The sequence below is a fragment of the Streptomyces sp. NPDC031225 genome (assembly GCF_055570355.1).
The window spans coordinates 442,552-459,631 of the sequence record NZ_JBVIHJ010000002.1 but is presented as its reverse complement, the minus strand read 5'-3'; the positions used below and the strand labels follow the sequence as shown (position 1 = coordinate 459,631).

Sequence of the window (17,080 nt, the reverse complement as noted above, 5' to 3'; positions counted from 1 at the left end):
GCGAGTCTCCTCCGTGCCCGACCCATGATCACCGCAGGAGACGCATGTTCACGCGCACCGGTTTCCGCCTGGCACTGGCCACGACCACCGTCGTGTCCCTGACCGGCGGACTGCTCACCCTGACCGTCGGCGCCGCGAGTGCGGCCACCCCGGCGAAGTACGCCGACGACTTCAACGGGGACGGATTCCGCGACTACGCGGTCGCCGGCCTCGGCGGTGCCTTCACCGTCACGTACGGGACGGCCACCGGCACCAGTACCACCACGAAGACCTTCACGCAGTCCACCGCGGGCATCCCGGGCACGGCCGGTGACGCGGGCGGCTACGCCGACGCGTTCGGCGAGGACATCGCCGCCGCCGACCTCAACCGCGACGGATACGCCGACCTCGCCGTCGCCGACTTCACCGAGAAGGTGAGCGGCAAGGTGAGCTCCGGCGCCGTCACCATCCTGTGGGGCAGGAAGACCGGCCTCACCGGTACCGACGCCACCCGTCTCAAGGTCACCGCCCGCTCCGACCAGGGCTTCGGAAAACAGATAGAGACCGGCGACTTCAACGGCGACGGCAAGGCCGACCTGGCCATCGCAGACGGCTCCCAGTCCGTCTATGTCTACCGCGGCGGCTTCGCCAAGGCCGGCACGACGGGCAAGGTCACCAAGCACACCCTCGACGCCACCTTCGAGAACACCGGCCTGGTCGCCGGCAAGGTCACCAAGGACAAGGCGACCGATCTCTACGTCCTGGGCCAGGGCTACCACAGCGACAAGATGACCCAGGACGCGTGGTTCCTGCGGGGCGGCTCCACGATCAAGCCCGGCAAGGTCACGGTCATCAACGGCTCGAACCCCGACTACGGCCCCACCGGTGTCGTCGCCGACTTCGACAAGGACGGCTACGGCGACCTCGCGGTCAGCGACACCCGGTACAACAACAATGCGGGCTCGGTGGTCGTCTGGCGCGGCGGCAGCACCGGTCCGACCACGAAGTACCGGCTCACACAGTCCACTTCGGGCGTGGCCACGGCCGCCACGGCACGCGAGTACTTCGGCGCCGCCCTCTCCGCCGGGGACACCAACGGCGACGGTTACCAGGACCTGGCGGTCGGCGTGCCCCGCGAGAACGTCGGCTCGGTGGAGGACGCGGGAGGCGTCCACGTCCTGCGCGGCGGCAAGTCAGGCCTGACCGGCAAGAACTCCCAGTGGTTCACCCGCGCGACCGCGGGCGTCCCCGGGAACCCCGACCAGTACGAGAACTTCGGCTCCCTCGTCCGCCTGCGCGACATCGACCGCGACGGCGACAAGGACCTGTTGATGTCGAGCAACTACTACGACCCGAGCGTGCTGCTTCCCGGCACGGGTTCCACCATCACGGCGACCGGTGCCAGGGAGCTCAACGTGGTGCCCGCCTTCCCGCAGTAGGGGAGACGAAGGCCGACCAGGCGGCGGGGGAGAGGGCGAGGTGAGGGCCGGCGGGGTGCTTGGAGTCGCGGAGGTGGATGGTGTGGGGGGTTACGGCGACTTCGAGGCATTCGCCGCCCTCGCCACCGCTGTAGCTGGACTTGAACCAAGTGAGCTGCTCGACGGTCATAGCTCCTCCAGCTTCTGCTCGATCAACTTCCGGGACTCCGAAGGGGAGAGTGCCATCGCTCGCATGATCCCATAGCGGTCAGCGATCTTCCTGACCTCTTCCGAGTCGGTGATCAATCGGGGATACCCCTGTACCTCCGTGTATGCCACCTGCCCATGGCCCTTGGGCGTCAACAGATTGAACGCGCCGTCCATGTTGGGGTGTTCCTCCAGCCCGGACGACATCACCTGAATCTCGATGTTCCTCATATCTCCGACGCGCAGCAGATGTCGAAGCTGGTCCGGGTGCACGCGGCTCCCGCCGATCGGCCGGTCCAGCACGATCTCTTCGAGGACGTAGCTCACCACCGGGGACGGCCAACGCTCGAAGACCTGTTGGCGAGAGAGCCGGTCAGCGACACGCTTCTCGATCGTTTCCTCGTCGAGGAGCGGGCGTCGCTTGGCGAACACGGCCCGCGCGTAGTCCTCGGTCTGCAACAGGCCCGGCACCCCATGGTTGGCGTAGAAATGCAGCTCGACCGCCTCCGCCTCCAACCCCGCGTAACTCCGGTACCACTCCGGATGCCGTGTCCGGGTCTTCGCCATCGCCGCCTCGACCTCGGGGAGGACCTCCTTCAACAGGCCCCCGGCGTCGAGCAGTTCATCCGCCTTCAGCAAGACCTCCGGCCGGAGTGTCCGCACTCCCCGCTCCATGGAGGAGACCGCGTCGGGGCCGTACCCCACCAGCTCGCCGAACTCCTTCTGCGTGAGCCCCTTCCGCTCGCGCAGGAACTTGACCATCTTGCCCAGCGCGACGAACAACTCCGCCGTACCGTCCGCCTCCGCAGATGTCTCCGGCCTCCGCTCACCCACGCGCCTCACCCCTCCTGCCCGACAACCCGTACACCGAACCGACCGCACCCGTACAGCTACTCAGCGTCGCCGAGTCGTACCTGGTCAGCGTAGGGACAACCCGCCACGCTCGGTCATGTGAACGCCGAAATCTCCACCCCCACCGACGAACTGACCCAGCGTCTGAGCGCGACGCCCCGCGGTGCACGCCTGGCCCGCAGACTCACGGCCACCCAGCTCGCGGAATGGGGCCACCCCCACGACACGGCGGTGAACGACACCGCGCAGCACGTCGTCGCCGAACTCGCCGCCAACGCGGTGACCCACGGCCGCGTACCCGGAAGGGACTTCGAGCTGCGGCTCCTGCTCCTCCCGGAGAACACGCTGCGTATCGAGGTGAGCGACCCAAGAGGCGACCGCCCGCTCCGCTTCGCCCATCGAGAAGACGACGAACGCGGCCGGGGGTTGGTGCTCGTCACCCTCCTGGCCGACACCTGGGGCGTCATGGAGCGGGACGTCGGCAAGACGGTGTGGGCCGAGATCGGGCTCGGGAGGGCATGAGGACGGCGGCACGGTGTGCCCGTGCCGCCGTCTTCCCGCGTTGTTCCTGACGTCAGTTGCTGAAGTAGAAGTACTGCCAGGCGCCGATGGTGTTGGTGTTGACGCTGTCGCCCGAGGACGGGTCCACGTACACGGCGCGTACCCGGGCGCGGATACCCGACGTTCCGGCGTGGCCGAGGTTGACGACGGATTTGCCGTTCGTGCCGAGGGCGAAGTACTCCGAGCCGGTCGTGTACCACCTGCCCTCGGAGTAGACCTGGAGGTCCAGGCGCGTCTTGCGGCCCGTGTAGTACGTCATCGTGGTGGTCAGGATGGCGTCGGTGTTCTTGTGGAAGTACCGGTAACGGGTGGAGCCGATCGTGCCGGTCTTGTAGTACTTGGACAGCGAGGCGGCGACCTTCACGTGTGCGTACGCGGTGGACTTGACGGTCCGTGGGGCGTAGCGGGGATCGCCCTTGTAGACGGCCTTCACGGCGGTGTCGCGGGACATGGTGACGCTCGCCGACAGGTTGCCGTGCGCGTCGACCTTGGCGGACTTCAGCAGCTTGTTGGGCTTGTCCGTGCCGTAGGGGTCGGCCCAGATCTCCACCGTGCGGTTGCTGTAGGTGGTGCCGAGGTGGGCGGTGAAGGTGACCTTCTTGCCGTAGGCGTACGTCTTCTTGTTGTTGGTGAGTGTCAGGGCGGGCGTGGCCCGGGAGACGGCGACCGTGTCCGAGGCGGACGCCGAGGTGTGTGCGGCGTCCCCGGGATACGTGACCGTGTAGCGGACCTTGCCGCCGGCCGGGGGTGCGTCGGTGAAGGAGAACGCGCCGCCCGCGCCCAGCTTCGTGGTGCCCAGGGACTTGCCCGACGGGGAGAGCATGTCGGTGCGGACGACGTTCACCGGGGTCCCGGCGGGCGGCTTGAGACCGGTGGTGAGGGTGCCCTTGACGGTGAGCTTCTTGGCACGGGTGGCGGTGGCCGGGGCGTTGACGGCGAGCTTCGCGACGTACTTGCGAGGCTCGCTCACCGTCTGGAACTGCATGGAGCTGGACGATCCGGTCAGCACGTACAGCTTCGTGCCGTCCGCAGACCAGGCCGTCGTGTGCCCGCCCCACGGCATCCAGGAGTACGACAGGTTGCGGACGCTGGCCGGGGCGTCGGCGCCGCCGGGGAAGACGAAGGTGTCGCCGGTGTCGTCGGTGTCCAGCGAGGTGGCCGCGATCGTGCCATCCGGCGCGACGGTGACGGTCTCCGCCTGGTTGTTGAGCGGGTAGTCGTGCACCTTGGCGAGGTCGGAGAGCCGGTACTCCTCGACGGACCGGCGGCCCTGCCCGACCACGAGGATCGACTCCCCGCCGGGGGTGAGCGCGGCGTCCCCGTAGAAGCCGCCCTCGTCCGCGGTGACGCGGATGACCGGGGTTCCGGAGGCGATGTCGTAGACGACGATCGGCCCGGAGCTGATGCCGCCGTCCAGCGCGACCAGGGTGTCCGGGTTGGCCGGGGCGGCGTACAGCATCGGCGTGCTGGCGAAGTCGTGGTCGCCCGCGAGGTCGAGCCGCACGGTGGCCGGGTCGGCGGTCAGGTCGACCTCGCCGAGCCCGGAGTCCCACTGGTCGCCGTAGCCGAACCAGATCCGGCCCTGTGTCAGGGCGATGTGACGCGGTGCCGTGCCCGTGCCGGTCGGGTATGAGGCGGTCTGGCCGAGCGTCGCCGTGTCGAAGGCGACGATCTTGTCGGCGCCGGTGACGGCGGCATACAGCGTGCTGCCGTCCGCACTCAGCTGAAGGTCCGAGACCTGGGGCAGGCCGGTGAGTCTGGTGACGACCTTGCCGCTGTTGTCGACGACGGCTATCGCGTCGCCCGTGCTCATGTACAGGTGCTGGTGGGCGCCGTCGACGACGGTGTCGCTGACGTCGCCGACGCCGATCGGCACGCTGGTGTCGGCGACCGCGGGAGACGCGGCGAGCAGCAGCGAACCGAAGAGAGCTGCCGTAGCGACGGCAGCAGGAAGTGTGCGAATGCGCACGGTGATTGGACCCCCCAAGACTGTGGCCGCTGTCAACGGCCCTTACCGGCCCCCTGGCCGGAGAGTGAAGCGTAGGGCAGAGCTATGACACTCCGTACGCCACCCTCAGCGATCTGATGGAGCTCGGTATCGGTGCTCGGCCAAGAACGCGAACACGCTCCCCGCCGGGATCAACTCCCGGCAGGTCTCCCACACGTCCGGCCCGACCATCTCCCCAGCTCATTCCCCCTGCATGCCTACAAGGCTGGCCCCGACTCCACCGAGCCGCGGCCAGAACCCGAGATTTTCAGCAGCCTTGTAGGGGCCGGCTCAGCCCTCGGCGACGATGCGGCGGGCCGCCTCCACCTTTTCCTGGTGGGCCGTGCGCAGTTCCTCCAGGGCCTCGGAGTTCTTCTTGATGCCCGCCTTCTGGATGTCGGTCTCCGCTGCGAACCAGATGGCGAGAAGGCCGGTCTGCTCCTTGCAGCGCACATCCGCGGTCGCGGTCCGCTTCTCCTTCGCGGAGATCTCGTCACCCTGGAACGCGGCGGTGTTCAGCGGGTCCATCGGAGAGGAGTACCGGTATTTGGAACTCCGCATACACCGGGACCATTTCCGGAATCCTTCCCTCACCGCCGGGTCCGAGAGGGAATCCTGGTAGCTCTCGTTGGCGATGCGGCTCGCGACCGCCGCTCCGGCCGGATCGTCGTACTCCTTGGAGAGCTTGGAGACCGACTGGCCGAAGCAGCCGTCGTCCGGTACCTCTTTCCCCTTGTACGTGAGTTTTTCGCCGTTGCCCTGCGGCAAGCCCCGCTTGCCGTAGAACACCGTGAGGTCGTCATTGGAGAGGCGGGGCCCTTCGGGCAGTTGGGCGGCGTCGCGGTTCGGGTGGTAGCCGAAGCGTGCGGCCTCGCTCGCGCTCGACAGCCCGTAGCGGCGCTCGGCGGGCCGGGGGGTGTCCGGGGCCTGCTCCGGCGGCTCGTAGGCGATGCCGTACGTCTTCAGGCAGCGTCGCGTCAGGACGTACTGGGCCGACTCGATCGCGGTGGTCTCGGCGACCGTGTAGCTGTAGCGGGCCATCGGCAGGCGGTTGGTGTACGTGACGAGCCGTTCCGCCGTCGAACTGCCGGATGTGGTAGGGGTGTTGGTCGCCCCGGCCGGGGCGCCGCCCTCGCCCGAACCGCTCCCGGAGGAGCAGCCGAGCAGGGCGGCGGCCAGGGCCAGGCAGAGGAATGCCAGGCGTCGCACGTGGATCAGAACTTGTAGCAGTCGCCGTCGTAACGGCCGTACCCGAAGGACGCGTTGTTGTTGTACGTCTTCTGGAGGCGGCCGCCGGGACCGTTGTCGGTGCTCTTGAAGGCCGGGATGGCGTCGCAGGCGCCCGCGAGGTTGCTGTTGTAGTAGATGACCAGGTTGTACGGCGCCAGGTTGATCGCGGAGGCGGCGTTGTTCTTGACGGCCTGACCCTTTCCGGCCCCGTCGCCCAGGAACGTGTAGCCGTTCAGGCTGTAGTGGTCGAAGCCCACGAACACGGTTCTCGAGCCCGCCGTACCGCTGTTGTAGTAGAAGACCATGCAGTAGGTCTCGGAATTGGGACACGTGAGCGAGGCATAGGCCTGGGACTGCGGGGCCGTACCGAGCACAAGGCCCGCGGTGGCGGCGGCGGTGAGGCCGAGAGCGGCGAACTTGCGACGCAGACGCATGACGAATCTCCTGTGCTGGTCGTCGGGCACGGATGACGCGGCGCGCGAGTTCCTCGCCGCGAAAACGCCTGATCGTAACAACCCTTGATTCATACGGGAATTGACTTATTTTGGCGCTGCTTCCCGGAGGAATTCATTCCGGTCGAATCGTCATGTTTCGAGAGCCACCTCACCGCGGCCGAGCACCACCTCCAGCAGCACCATTGGCCCGGGCAATTCCGATCACAACCTCAAGATCTGCGGCTGCAGTGCGTGGTTCGGCAGGATTCCGTCACGGTGTCCGCGAACGCCCGCGCCGACGGCGACAGCGCGTCCCAGCGGCGTACCGCCCAGCCGACGGAGAGAGGGCGCAGGGCGGGGACGGGAACCAGCCGCACGTTCCCCCGGCCCGGCACGTCCAGACCCGGCGACGCCGGCACCACTGCTCGCCCCAGCCCCAGCTCGGCCAGCATCAGCGCCGTGTCCCAGTCGGCCACGCTCGTGTCGAAGGCGAACCTGACCCCCAACTCCGCGCAGGACGCGTCCAGATGGGCGGCGGAGGTGGAGTTCGGGGGCAGGCGGATGAGCCGTAGGCCGGACAGGTCGGCAGCGTCGACGTGCGGGCGCCTCGCGAGCGGATCGTCGGCCCGTACCGCCAGCACCCACGGCAGTTCCATCACCGGCCGCTGCTCGATGCCCCGCACCGGCGCACCCAGCGTGATCCACGCCAGGTCGAGACCGCTGTCGGCCAGCGCGTCGAAGCAGGCCCGGCTGGAGCTCTCGGTCCTGAACTCCAGGCTGACGTCAGAGTGTTGCTGCCGGAAGGCCACCACCGCGTCCGCCATGAAGTGCCGTACTGTCGTCGCGCCGGTCGCCACCCGGACCGACCCGCTCTCGCCGTCGACCATTTCCCGCAGCCGCCGCAGGGCGAGATCCAAGCCCGCGATGCCCTCCGCCGCAGCCGTCTCCAACACCCGCCCCGCCTGCGTCGGTACGACTCCCCGAGGCTGCCGCTCCAGCAGGCCGATCCCCGTCTCCCGCTCCAGTCGCTTCACGTGCTGGCTCACCGCGGACTGCGTGCAGTCCAGTTCACGGGCCACCGCACTGAGGCTTCCGGCGCGGCACACGGCCACGAAGACACGCAGGTCGTCGAGGGTCATGACCCCCAAGCTAACACTTGGGTTCAACGACAAATCCTTAGGATTGACTGGGGTGAGTGCCCGTACGACGATCTCCTCAGGGCCCGGGCGGCAACCCGCTTCCGCACCCGGGAGGAGCGGGTGCCGACCCAACCCACCCCTCCTGCCGAGGAGTTCGGTTGCCTGTGCAGACGACCACCACAGACGAAGCCAGAGCCCTGTTACGGCGGCTCGGTGCCGACCGCACTCCCCACCCCGGCGGCACCCTCCTCGCCCACCTCGAACGCGTCCGCGTCCAACTCGCCCTCTGGGACGCCCGCCCCGCCCTCCGGCTCGCCGGACTCTGCCACGCCTTCTACGGCACCGACGGCTTCCCCGCCGCTCTGCTCCCGCTCGACCGGCGCCCCGAACTCGCGGCCGTGATCGGCCCGGACGCCGAGGCGATCGTGCACTTCTACGCGAGCTGCGACCGCGGGGCGACCTACCCCCACCTCCTGGAACCTCGCTTCAGGGACCGGTTCACCGGGCGGACGTACGTCCCAAGTCCCCTCCTGTGCCAGGACTTCGCCGAGCTCACCGCCGCCAACGAACTCGATCTCGCCCGCCGGGACCCGGTCTTCCGTGAGCGCTGGGGCCCCGAACTCCTCGCTCTGCTGACCCGGTTCAGGCCGTTCCTCAGCCAACCGGCATGGCGGGACACCCTCGCCGTCCTGCACGGTTATTGACTTCTCAAGACCCCCGCGCGACGTTCCGGACCCTTCGTCCATACCAAGCGCAGGGGGACCCGACCATGAGTGTGACCCGAAGACACCTGCTGGCCGCCGGTGCCGGGGCGGCCGTCGCCGCCGGTGTGCAACAGGGGGCGAGCGCCGCCGACCTGCCGACGATCGGGACGTACGACGTCGTCGTCATCGGCTCCGGCGCCGCCGGCATGACCGCCGCGCTCACCGCGGCCAAGCAGGGGCTCAGCGTGGTGGTCCTGGAGAAGGCGCCCACCTTCGGCGGGTCCGCCGCCCGCTCCGGCGCCGGGATCTGGATCCCCAACAACCCCGTCATCCTCGCCGCGGGCGTCCCGGACACCCCGGCCAAGGCGGCCGCCTACCTCGCCGCCGTCGTCGGACCGGGCGTCCCCGCCGCCCGTCGGCAGTCCTTCCTCGCGCACGGCCCCGCGATGATCTCCTTCGTCCTGGCCAACAGTCCGCTCCGGTTCCGCTGGATGGAGGGGTACAGCGACTACTACCCCGAGCTGCCCGGCGGTCTCCCCAACGGCCGCTCCATCGAGCCCGACCAACTCGACGGCAACATCCTCGGCGCCGAACTCGCCCACCTGAACCCGCCGTACCTCGCAGTCCCCGCAGGACTCGTGGTGTTCAGCGCCGACTACAAGTGGCTCGCCCTGTCCGCCGTCAGCGTCAAGGGCGCCGCCGTCGCCACCGAATGCCTGGCGCGCGGCACGAAGGCGGCCCTGCTCGGGCAGAAGCCGCTCACCATGGGACAGTCGCTGGCCGCCGGGCTGCGCAAGGGGCTCCTGGACGCCGGCGTGCCCGTCCGGCTCAACACCCCGCTCACCGAGCTGTACGTCGAGAACGGGACCGTCGCCGGTGCCGTGACCCCCGGCGGCCTCTACCGCGCACGGCGAGGCGTGATCGTCGGGTCCGGCGGCTTCGAGCACAACGTGGCGATGCGGGCGCAGTACCAGCGCCAGCCCATCGGCACGGAGTGGACCGTCGGCGCGAAGGAGAACACGGGCGACGGCATCCGGGCGGGCCAACGCGTCGGCGGGGACCTCGCGTTGATGGACGACGCCTGGTGGGGCCCGGCCATCCCGCTGCCCGACGAGCCGTACTTCTGCCTCGCCGAACGCACCCTGCCCGGCGGGCTCCTCGTCAACGCGGCCGGGCGGCGCTTCGTCAACGAGGCCGCCCCCTACAGCGACGTCGTCCACACCATGTACGACCTCAACCCGACCGACCCCGACATCCCGTCCTGGCTGATCGTCGACCAGAACTACCGCAACCGGTACCTCTTCAAGGACATCGCGCCGACCTTCGTCCTCCCCGACGACTGGTACAGCTCGGGAGCGGCCCACAAGGCCTGGACGGTCGACGCCCTCGCCACCTCCATCGGCGTCCCCGCCGCCGCTCTCCGCGCCACCGTCGACCGCTTCAACTCCCTCGCGCAGAAGGGCGACGACCCGGACTTCGGGCGGGGCGACAGCGCCTACGACCACTACTACACGGACCCGTCCGTCCTCCCCAACTCCTGCCTGGCACCCCTGTGGCTGCCCCCCTACTACGCCTTCCGGCTCGTCCCGGGAGACCTGGGCACCAAGGGTGGCCTGGTCACCGACGCCCGCGCCCGCGTCCTACGGCCCGACGGCTCCGTCATCCCCGGCCTGTACGCCGCCGGGAACGCCAGCGCGGCCGTCATGGGCCACAGTTACGCGGGCGCCGGCTCGACGATCGGTCCGGCGATGACGTTCGGGTACATCGCGGCCCGGGACATCGCAGGGGTGCTCTAGTCGGAAGCGCCCCCGTCCCGCCGGACGATCAGCGCCGCCTGCTGCGACACCTCCCCACGGCCCGGTTCGCGTACCGTCCGCGAGACGAGCGCGAACCCGGCCGCGCGGAGCAACTCGACGACCTGCTCCGGCTGCCGCCTGAGGAAGGTCAGTGCCACGGGGTGCCCCCAGGGGCCGTCGTGGTGCCGGTGCTCGTCGCCCGCCTGGAAGCCGACGAGCAGATGGCCGCCCGGTGCCAGGACGCGGTGGAACTCGGCGAAGAGACGGGGGAGCTCGTCCACAGGCGTGTGGATGGAGGAGTACCAGGACAGGGCACCCGCGAGCGCCCCGTCCGGAAGGTCCAGTGCCAGCATCGACCCCCGCTCGAACCGCAGCCCCGGGTTCTCCCGCCGTGCGATCGCCAGCATCGACTCCGACAGGTCGATCCCGAAGACGGACAGTCCGAGTGAGGCGAGGTGTCCGGTGACCCGTCCGGGCCCGCACCCCAGGTCGGCCACCGTCCCGTCCCTGCCCACGAGCTCGGCGAACCCGGCGATCACCGCCCGGTCCAGCGGGGACTCGGCGAGCCCGTCACGGAACTGCTCGGCGTAGCTCTCGGCGACGGCGTCGTAGAAGGTGCGGGTGGCGGTCACGAAGTCGGTGTCGGTCATGGCGGGGGACCCTAGCCGCCGCCACTGACAACGGGTCGGCGCACGAAGGCGCACAAGAAAAGGCAGGAGCCCCGCTGCCGTGCGGCGCGGGGCTCCTTGGGTACTGCGTCAGGTCCGGATCAGAGGCAGGATCGCCTGTGAGACGGGATCAGACGGGGGTGACGTTCTCCGCCTGCGGGCCCTTCGGCCCCTGGGTCACGTCGAAGGAGACTGCCTGGTTCTCCTCCAGCGAGCGGAAGCCGCTCGCGTTGATCGCGGAGTAGTGGACGAAGACGTCGGGTCCTCCGCCCTCCTGGGCGATGAAGCCAAAGCCCTTTTCGGCGTTGAACCACTTCACGGTTCCGGTAGCCATAAGCCCTCCTTGGGCCCAAAAGGGTTGCCCTGCTCCAGAACCTGCAAGTGTGAAAACAGTGCCGCACAACTGCATTCGTCTGAAAACGACTAGAGCCCGCGGTTACATGCTCCGCAGGCTCTGTACTGCAAGGGAAACCAAACTGCAACTTGCGGCGAGCGTAGCACGCAGGCAGCCGAAAGCAATAGAGGCCAAGATCACGTCACCCGGATGTTTGAAGGTCGGGAGAGGGTGACTCCTGGGGCCGAAGTCCGAAGCGTACCCCAAGGGGTCTAGTGTCGCGATGTGGACAATTCTCGCACCCGGCCGCGCGTCGGCCACATCCAGTTCCTGAACTGCCTGCCCCTGTACTGGGGGCTCGCGAGGACGGGCACGCTCCTCGACTTCGAGCTCACGAAGGACACCCCGGAGAAGCTCAGCGAGAAGCTGGTGCAGGGAGATCTCGACATCGGGCCCATCACCCTCGTCGAGTTCCTCAAGAACGCGGACGACCTGGTCGCCTTCCCCGACATCGCCGTCGGCTGCGACGGCCCGGTCATGTCCTGCGTCATCGTCTCGCAGGTCCCGCTGGACGAGCTGGACGGCGCAAGGGTGGCCCTCGGGTCGACCTCGCGCACCTCGGTCCGTCTCGCCCAGCTCCTCCTCGCCGACCGCTACGGGGTCCAGCCCGACTACTACACGTGTCCGCCCGACCTCAGCCTGATGATGCAGGAGGCGGAGGCGGCCGTACTCATCGGGGACGCGGCTTTGCGCGCGAACCTCCTCGACGGCCCGCGCTTCGGCCTGGAGGTGCACGACCTCGGCTCGCTCTGGAAGGAGTGGACCGGGCTGCCGTTCGTCTTCGCGGTGTGGGCGGCCCGCCGGGACTACCTGGAGCGCGAACCGGTGATCACGCGGCGCGTCCACGAGGCCTTTCTCTCCTCCCGCAACCTCTCCCTGGAGGAGGTCGGCAAGGTCGCCGAGCAGGCGGCCCGCTGGGAGGCCTTCGACGAGAAGGTCCTGGAGAAGTACTTCACGACGCTGGACTTCCGCTTCGGTGAGCCGCAGCTGGCCGCCGTCACCGAGTTCGCGCGGCGGGTCGGGCCGACAACTGGTTTCCCCGGGGACGTGAAGGTGGAACTGCTCCGGCCCTAACCTGCATCTCAACCTGATGGGGGAGGCAGTATGCAGCCGCTGGGCGTCGACGAGCCCACCGTCGTGGGGCCCTACCGGCTGCTCGGCCGGCTGGGCTCCGGTGGCATGGGCCGGGTCTACCTCGGCCGCAGTGCCGGGGGCCGCACGGTCGCCGTCAAGATCGTGCACCCGCACTTCGCGCTCGACGAGGAGTTCCGCGCCCGTTTCCGGCGCGAGGTCGACGCGGCGCGCAGGGTCGGCGGGGCGTGGACGGCACCGGTCCTGGACGCGGACCCGGAGGCGGCGGTGCCGTGGGTCGCCACGGGCTACGCCGCGGGCCCTTCGCTGGCTTCGGCGGTCGCGGACGGGGGACCGCTGCCCGAGCACTCCGTACGGGTCCTGGGGGCCGGCCTCGCCGAGGCGCTGACCGCCGTGCACGGACTGGGGCTCGTCCACCGGGACGTCAAGCCCTCCAACGTCCTGCTCACCGTCGACGGCCCCCTCCTCATCGACTTCGGCATCGCCCGTGCCACGGACGGCACCGCGTCCCTGACCTCGACCGGTGTCTCCATCGGCTCGCCCGGCTACATGTCCCCCGAGCAGATCCTGAGCCGGGGTGTGGCGGGCCCGGCGGACGTCTTCTCCCTCGGCGCGGTGCTGGCGTACGCGGCGACGGGCGCGCCGCCCTTCCCGGGGGACTCCTCGGCCTCCCTCCTCTACAAGGTGGTGCACGAGGAGCCCGAACTCGGCTCGCTGAGCGGTGAGTTGCGGGAGGTCGTGCAGGAGTGCCTGGTCAAGTCGGCGCAGGACCGGCCGACTCCGGCGGAGGTGGCCCGGCGGCTGGCTCCCGAAGGGGCGGCGCGGCTGGTGGCGGCGGGGTGGCTGCCGGGAGCGCTGGTCGAGCAGGTGGGGCGCAGTGCCGTACAGCTGCTGAATCTGGAGGCGGTGGGGGAACAGCCGTCGGGGCCGGTGGGGTTCAGCAGTCCCTCGGTGGGCGGGGGGTCGGCGGAAGCGTCGGATGCGGTCGGGTCGTCCGGCACGTTCGGCGCCTTCGGGCCGCCGCCCGTGATGCCGGTGGTGTCCGCGGGGGCCCCGCCGGCGCCGGCCGCCGGGCCTCCGTCGTTCCCGGTCACGCCGCCGGCCTTCACGGGCGGCCCCTTCGTGCCCGAGCCCCGGGACGCGGTGCCGCAGGAAGGCGGGGCGCACGAGACGGTGGTGCCCTCCGACCTGCGCCCCGGCTCCGGCTCCGGTCCCGGAAAGCTCTCCGTCTCCGTGGCCGCCACCTCCACGTCCGGTGACGACGGGCGTGGCCGTCGGCTGAGCTGCACCGTGGCGCTCGCGGTCGCGGGGGCGCTGGCCGCGGTGACCGTGGGGTCGGCGTTCATGTTCGACCTGCTGCCGGGGCGGGGTGACGACGACTCGGCGAGTTCCGCGTCCGGCAACGACTCCTACTCCTCGGCGCCGACCCCCTCCGCCACGGCCTCCGCCCCCTCGGGCTCCTCCCATTCGGCGCCCGCCCCCTCGGCCGTCCCGTCGAGTGCGGCGGCGAGCGGGCCCGGCGCGGTCCCCGCCCGCTATCTCGGCACCTGGGAGGGCGAGGGCAGCGGCCTCGACGGAGCCGTCCCCATGGGGACCTTCCGGATCACCGTCGAACAGGTCGCTGTCGGCGAGGAGTTGGGCAGACTGCGGCAGACCGACGTGCTCGGAGCGGTCTGCACCGACATCCTCACGCTGAAGAAGGTCACGGACACCGAACTCGTCACCACGGCCGTCGGCGCCAAGGACAACCACGCGGGCTGCAACCCCACCGCCCACACCGTCCTCCTCACCGCGTCCGGCGACGACCTGACGTACACGTCGCAGAGCGAGGCGGAGGGATATCCGGAGGCGCGGATGTCCAAGGTCGGGTAGCGCGGGAACCCGCACAGAGCTGCGGCTGGGTACGCTCTCGCCATGCCGCGCCCCCGACGCCGTACCGCGCACTCGTGACCGCACTGCTCATCGCCCTGGCCGCGTTGTGGGGTGCGGGCGCGGGGGCACTGCTGCCGAGAGCGGCGTACCGGTTCTCCGTCCCGCAGGAGGAGGACTGGCGCACCCTCTGCCCCGGCGGGCACCCCCTGCCCGGCTGGCTCGGTCGGGGGCGGTGCGCGCGATGCGCGGCGGAGACGGCGGGGGCCGCGGCGGTCGTGACCGAAGCCGCCGTACAGCCGCCGCCCTCGGCGTATGGACCTCGCACCCCCCTCGTCTCCCTCGCCACCGCCCTCCTGTGCGCGGTGCTCGCCCTCGCCACGGACACCCGGCCCGAACTCGCCGTCTGGCTGCTCCTCACCCCCGTCGGTGTCCTGCTCACCCTCGTCGACCTGCGGGTTCGCCGGTTGCCGGACGTGCTGACGCTGCCCCTCGCGGGTGCCGCCCTCGGACTGCTCGGGGTGGTCGCGCTGGTCCCCGAGCACACGGGGGACTGGCCGAGGGCACTGTGGGGCGCCCTCGCGCTCGGCGGCTTCTACTACGTGCTGTGGCGGGTGAACCCCGGCGGCATGGGCTTCGGCGACGTGAAACTGGCCCTCGGGGCGGGGGTGGTCCTCGGGTGGTACGGCTGGGACACCCTGCTGCTGGGGACCTTCGCCGGGTTCCTGCTCGGCGCGCTCTGCGGCGGTGTCCTCGTCCTCGTGGGGAAGGCGGGCCGCAAGACGGCGATCCCGTTCGGGCCGTTCCTGATCGCGGGGGCGTACACAGGGCTGCTGATCGGTGCGTACACGGCCTGACGGCCGGGTTGTCGGAGCGCTGGCGTAGGCTGGCGTGGTCCGTCCGAACCTTGACGAAAGGCACGCCCCGGTGACCGAGAAGGCCGACCTTCAGTCCGTCCTCGACCGTGCCGCCGAGGGCGGGCGCATCACGCCGGAGGAGGCGCTCGACCTCTACCGCGACGCACCGCTGCACGCGCTGGGCGCCGCCGCCGACGCCGTGCGCCGCCGTCGGTACGCGGGTACGGAGCACATCGCGACGTACATCATCGAGCGGAACATCAACTACACGAACGTGTGCGTCACGGCGTGCAAGTTCTGTGCCTTCTACGCCGCTCCCAAGGACACGGCCAAGGGCTGGACCCGCGAGCTCGACGACATCCTGCGCCGGTGCGCGGAGACCGTCGAACTCGGCGGCACGCAGATCATGTTCCAGGGCGGACACCACCCGGACTTCGGCGTCGAGTACTACGAGCAGCACTTCTCCGCCATCAAGAAGGACTTCCCCCAGCTGGTGATCCACTCGCTGGGCGCGTCCGAGGTCGAGCACATGGCCCGGATCTCCAAGGTCTCGGTCGAGGAGGCCATCCAGCGGATCCACGCCGCCGGCCTCGACTCCTTCGCGGGCGCCGGCGCGGAGCTCCTCCCCGCGCGCCCCCGCAAGGCCATCGCGCCCCTCAAGGAGTCCGGCGAGCGCTGGCTGGAGATCATGGAAACCGCGCACAACCTGGGCGTGGAGTCCACCTCCACCATGCTGATGGGCACCGGCGAGACCAACGCCGAGCGCATCGAGCACCTGCGGATGATCCGTGACGTACAGGACCGGACGGGCGGCTTCCGCGCGTTCATCCCGTACACCTACCAGCCGGAGAACAACCACCTGAAGGGCCGCACCCAGGCCACGCTCTTCGAGTACCTCCGGATGATCGCGATCGCCCGTCTCTTCATGGACAACATCGCCCACATCCAGGGCTCCTGGCTGACCACCGGCAAGGAGGTCGGCCAACTCTCCCTGCACTACGGCGCGGACGACCTCGGCTCGATCATGCTGGAGGAGAACGTCGTCTCCAGCGCGGGCGCCAAGCACCGCTCCAACCGCATGGAGATCATCGACCTGATCCGCAAGGCGGACCGGGTACCGGCCCAGCGGACCACGACGTACGAGCACATCGTCGTCCACGACGACCCGGCGAACGACCCCGTCGACGAGCGGGTCATGTCCCACATCTCCTCCACGGCGATCGCGGGCGGCACGGCTCACCCCGAGCTGAAGATCCTCGCCTCCAACTAGGCCCGCCTTGACCACCATTCACGCCGCCGACCTGCTGATCCCCGGGGGCGGACAGCCGTCGCTGCCCGGCGGGGCGGTCCTGGTAGAGGGGCGCGAGATCACGGCCGTGGCGGTCTACGAGGAGCTGGCGGCCGCCCACCCGACCGCAAGGGTCAGGCGCTGGCCGGGAGTTCTCACGCCGGGGCTGGTGAACCCGTACGGCCCCGAACTCCTGGAACAGGCCTACCACCCCGACCCGCGCGAGGACCTGGGCGGCGAGGCGATCTCGGGCGAGGCGTTGGCGTCCCTCGCCATGACGGACGCGCGGTGGGGCGCGAGTGGCCGGCGGGGCGTGCAGCGGATGCTGGCGCACGGGGTGGTGGCGGTTTCGGGACCCCTGCGGCGTCCCGCCGTGATCGATGCCGTGCACAGATCGGGCCTGAAGATCCAACAAAGGCTCACGGATCCGGAGGGTCCGCCTTCCCTGGCCCCGGCGTCCTTCGCGACCACCCTGCTGCCCCGGGCCGAGGCGACCTTCGCGGTCTTCGCCACACCGGAACGGACGGAGTGCGTGGCGACGGTCATCGGTGGCCGCCTGCTGCACCGGCGCAGGTGAGGGCCTTGAGGGCGCCGACGGGTGGATC

Annotated in this window: 17 protein-coding genes; 9 read left to right on the top strand and 8 right to left on the bottom strand. The window is 70.0% G+C overall.

The features are described 5' to 3' along the window. The first annotated feature begins 44 nt into the window (after nucleotides 1-44). Nucleotides 45-1,418, top strand: a complete 1,374-nt coding sequence (locus ACZ48Z_RS04975) for an FG-GAP and VCBS repeat-containing protein (protein ID WP_468734356.1) — start codon at nucleotides 45-47, stop codon at nucleotides 1,416-1,418. On the opposite strand, the gene ACZ48Z_RS04970 is transcribed toward ACZ48Z_RS04975, so the two are convergent. Beyond that, a complete protein-coding gene (locus ACZ48Z_RS04970; RefSeq protein WP_468734355.1) occupies nucleotides 1,390-1,587 on the bottom strand; it encodes a DUF397 domain-containing protein in 198 nt (65 codons plus the stop codon). The two genes, ACZ48Z_RS04975 and ACZ48Z_RS04970, sit on opposite strands and share 29 nt — an antisense overlap. Further along, nucleotides 1,584-2,438: a helix-turn-helix domain-containing protein gene (locus ACZ48Z_RS04965; RefSeq protein ID WP_468734354.1), complete on the bottom strand. Its 855-nt coding sequence runs from the start codon at nucleotides 2,436-2,438 to the stop codon at nucleotides 1,584-1,586. Before ACZ48Z_RS04965 ends, ACZ48Z_RS04970 begins: the two co-directional genes overlap by 4 nt. Nucleotides 2,439-2,555: 117 nt before the next feature. Here ACZ48Z_RS04965 and ACZ48Z_RS04960 point away from each other — a divergent pair, with 117 nt between their 5' ends. Further along, nucleotides 2,556-2,978, top strand: a complete 423-nt coding sequence (locus tag ACZ48Z_RS04960; RefSeq protein ID WP_468734353.1) for an ATP-binding protein — start codon at nucleotides 2,556-2,558, stop codon at nucleotides 2,976-2,978. Between the two features lie 52 nt (nucleotides 2,979-3,030). Here ACZ48Z_RS04960 and ACZ48Z_RS04955 read toward each other — a convergent pair whose 3' ends face one another. The 4 genes from ACZ48Z_RS04955 to ACZ48Z_RS04940 all read right to left on the bottom strand — a co-directional run bounded on the left by ACZ48Z_RS04955 (nucleotide 3,031) and on the right by ACZ48Z_RS04940 (nucleotide 7,807). Next, nucleotides 3,031-4,986, bottom strand: coding sequence for a YncE family protein (locus ACZ48Z_RS04955; RefSeq protein WP_468734352.1), 1,956 nt, complete (start codon nucleotides 4,984-4,986; stop codon nucleotides 3,031-3,033). 309 nt (nucleotides 4,987-5,295) lie between these two features. Continuing rightward, the gene (locus ACZ48Z_RS04950; RefSeq protein ID WP_468734351.1) at nucleotides 5,296-6,213 is read right to left on the bottom strand and encodes a hypothetical protein; all 918 of its coding nucleotides are present in this window, start codon (nucleotides 6,211-6,213) and stop codon (nucleotides 5,296-5,298) included. 5 nt (nucleotides 6,214-6,218) lie between these two features. Continuing rightward, nucleotides 6,219-6,668: a peptidase inhibitor family I36 protein gene (locus ACZ48Z_RS04945; protein ID WP_468734350.1), complete on the bottom strand. Its 450-nt coding sequence runs from the start codon at nucleotides 6,666-6,668 to the stop codon at nucleotides 6,219-6,221. Nucleotides 6,669-6,898: 230 nt separating this feature from the next. Then, nucleotides 6,899-7,807, bottom strand: a complete 909-nt coding sequence (locus ACZ48Z_RS04940) for a LysR family transcriptional regulator (protein ID WP_468734349.1) — start codon at nucleotides 7,805-7,807, stop codon at nucleotides 6,899-6,901. Between the two features lie 164 nt (nucleotides 7,808-7,971). Here ACZ48Z_RS04940 and ACZ48Z_RS04935 point away from each other — a divergent pair, with 164 nt between their 5' ends. Together ACZ48Z_RS04935 and kstD are read left to right on the top strand one after the other, a co-directional pair. Then, complete coding sequence (locus ACZ48Z_RS04935) at nucleotides 7,972-8,511, top strand: DUF6817 domain-containing protein (RefSeq protein ID WP_468734348.1); 540 nt, start codon at nucleotides 7,972-7,974, stop codon at nucleotides 8,509-8,511. A 65-nt stretch (nucleotides 8,512-8,576) separates the two neighbouring features. Next, complete coding sequence (gene kstD, locus ACZ48Z_RS04930; protein ID WP_468734347.1) at nucleotides 8,577-10,307, top strand: 3-oxosteroid 1-dehydrogenase; 1,731 nt, start codon at nucleotides 8,577-8,579, stop codon at nucleotides 10,305-10,307. Here the strand turns inward: kstD and ACZ48Z_RS04925 are convergent. Both ACZ48Z_RS04925 and ACZ48Z_RS04920 read right to left on the bottom strand, forming a co-directional pair. Then, a complete protein-coding gene (locus ACZ48Z_RS04925) occupies nucleotides 10,304-10,957 on the bottom strand; it encodes a class I SAM-dependent DNA methyltransferase (protein ID WP_468734346.1) in 654 nt (217 codons plus the stop codon). The genes kstD and ACZ48Z_RS04925 overlap by 4 nt on opposite strands. Before the next feature lie 148 nt (nucleotides 10,958-11,105). Beyond that, a complete protein-coding gene (locus tag ACZ48Z_RS04920; RefSeq protein ID WP_003998944.1) occupies nucleotides 11,106-11,309 on the bottom strand; it encodes a cold-shock protein in 204 nt (67 codons plus the stop codon). Between the two features lie 285 nt (nucleotides 11,310-11,594). Between ACZ48Z_RS04920 and ACZ48Z_RS04915 the strand changes: the two genes are divergently transcribed. The 5 genes from ACZ48Z_RS04915 to ACZ48Z_RS04895 all read left to right on the top strand — a co-directional run bounded on the left by ACZ48Z_RS04915 (nucleotide 11,595) and on the right by ACZ48Z_RS04895 (nucleotide 17,052). Further along, nucleotides 11,595-12,443, top strand: a complete 849-nt coding sequence (locus ACZ48Z_RS04915; RefSeq protein WP_468734345.1) for a menaquinone biosynthetic enzyme MqnA/MqnD family protein — start codon at nucleotides 11,595-11,597, stop codon at nucleotides 12,441-12,443. A gap of 30 nt (nucleotides 12,444-12,473) precedes the next feature. Continuing rightward, nucleotides 12,474-14,333 (top strand): serine/threonine-protein kinase, encoded by a 1,860-nt coding sequence (locus ACZ48Z_RS04910; protein ID WP_468734344.1) that lies wholly within the window; start codon nucleotides 12,474-12,476, stop codon nucleotides 14,331-14,333. Nucleotides 14,334-14,407: 74 nt separating this feature from the next. Then, the gene (locus ACZ48Z_RS04905; RefSeq protein ID WP_468734343.1) at nucleotides 14,408-15,187 is read left to right on the top strand and encodes a prepilin peptidase; all 780 of its coding nucleotides are present in this window, start codon (nucleotides 14,408-14,410) and stop codon (nucleotides 15,185-15,187) included. A 70-nt stretch (nucleotides 15,188-15,257) separates the two neighbouring features. Continuing rightward, nucleotides 15,258-16,457 (top strand): cyclic dehypoxanthinyl futalosine synthase, encoded by a 1,200-nt coding sequence (mqnC, locus tag ACZ48Z_RS04900; RefSeq protein WP_468734342.1) that lies wholly within the window; start codon nucleotides 15,258-15,260, stop codon nucleotides 16,455-16,457. Between the two features lie 7 nt (nucleotides 16,458-16,464). Beyond that, a complete protein-coding gene (locus ACZ48Z_RS04895; RefSeq protein ID WP_468734341.1) occupies nucleotides 16,465-17,052 on the top strand; it encodes an imidazolonepropionase-like domain-containing protein in 588 nt (195 codons plus the stop codon). Nucleotides 17,053-17,080 lie beyond the last annotated feature (28 nt).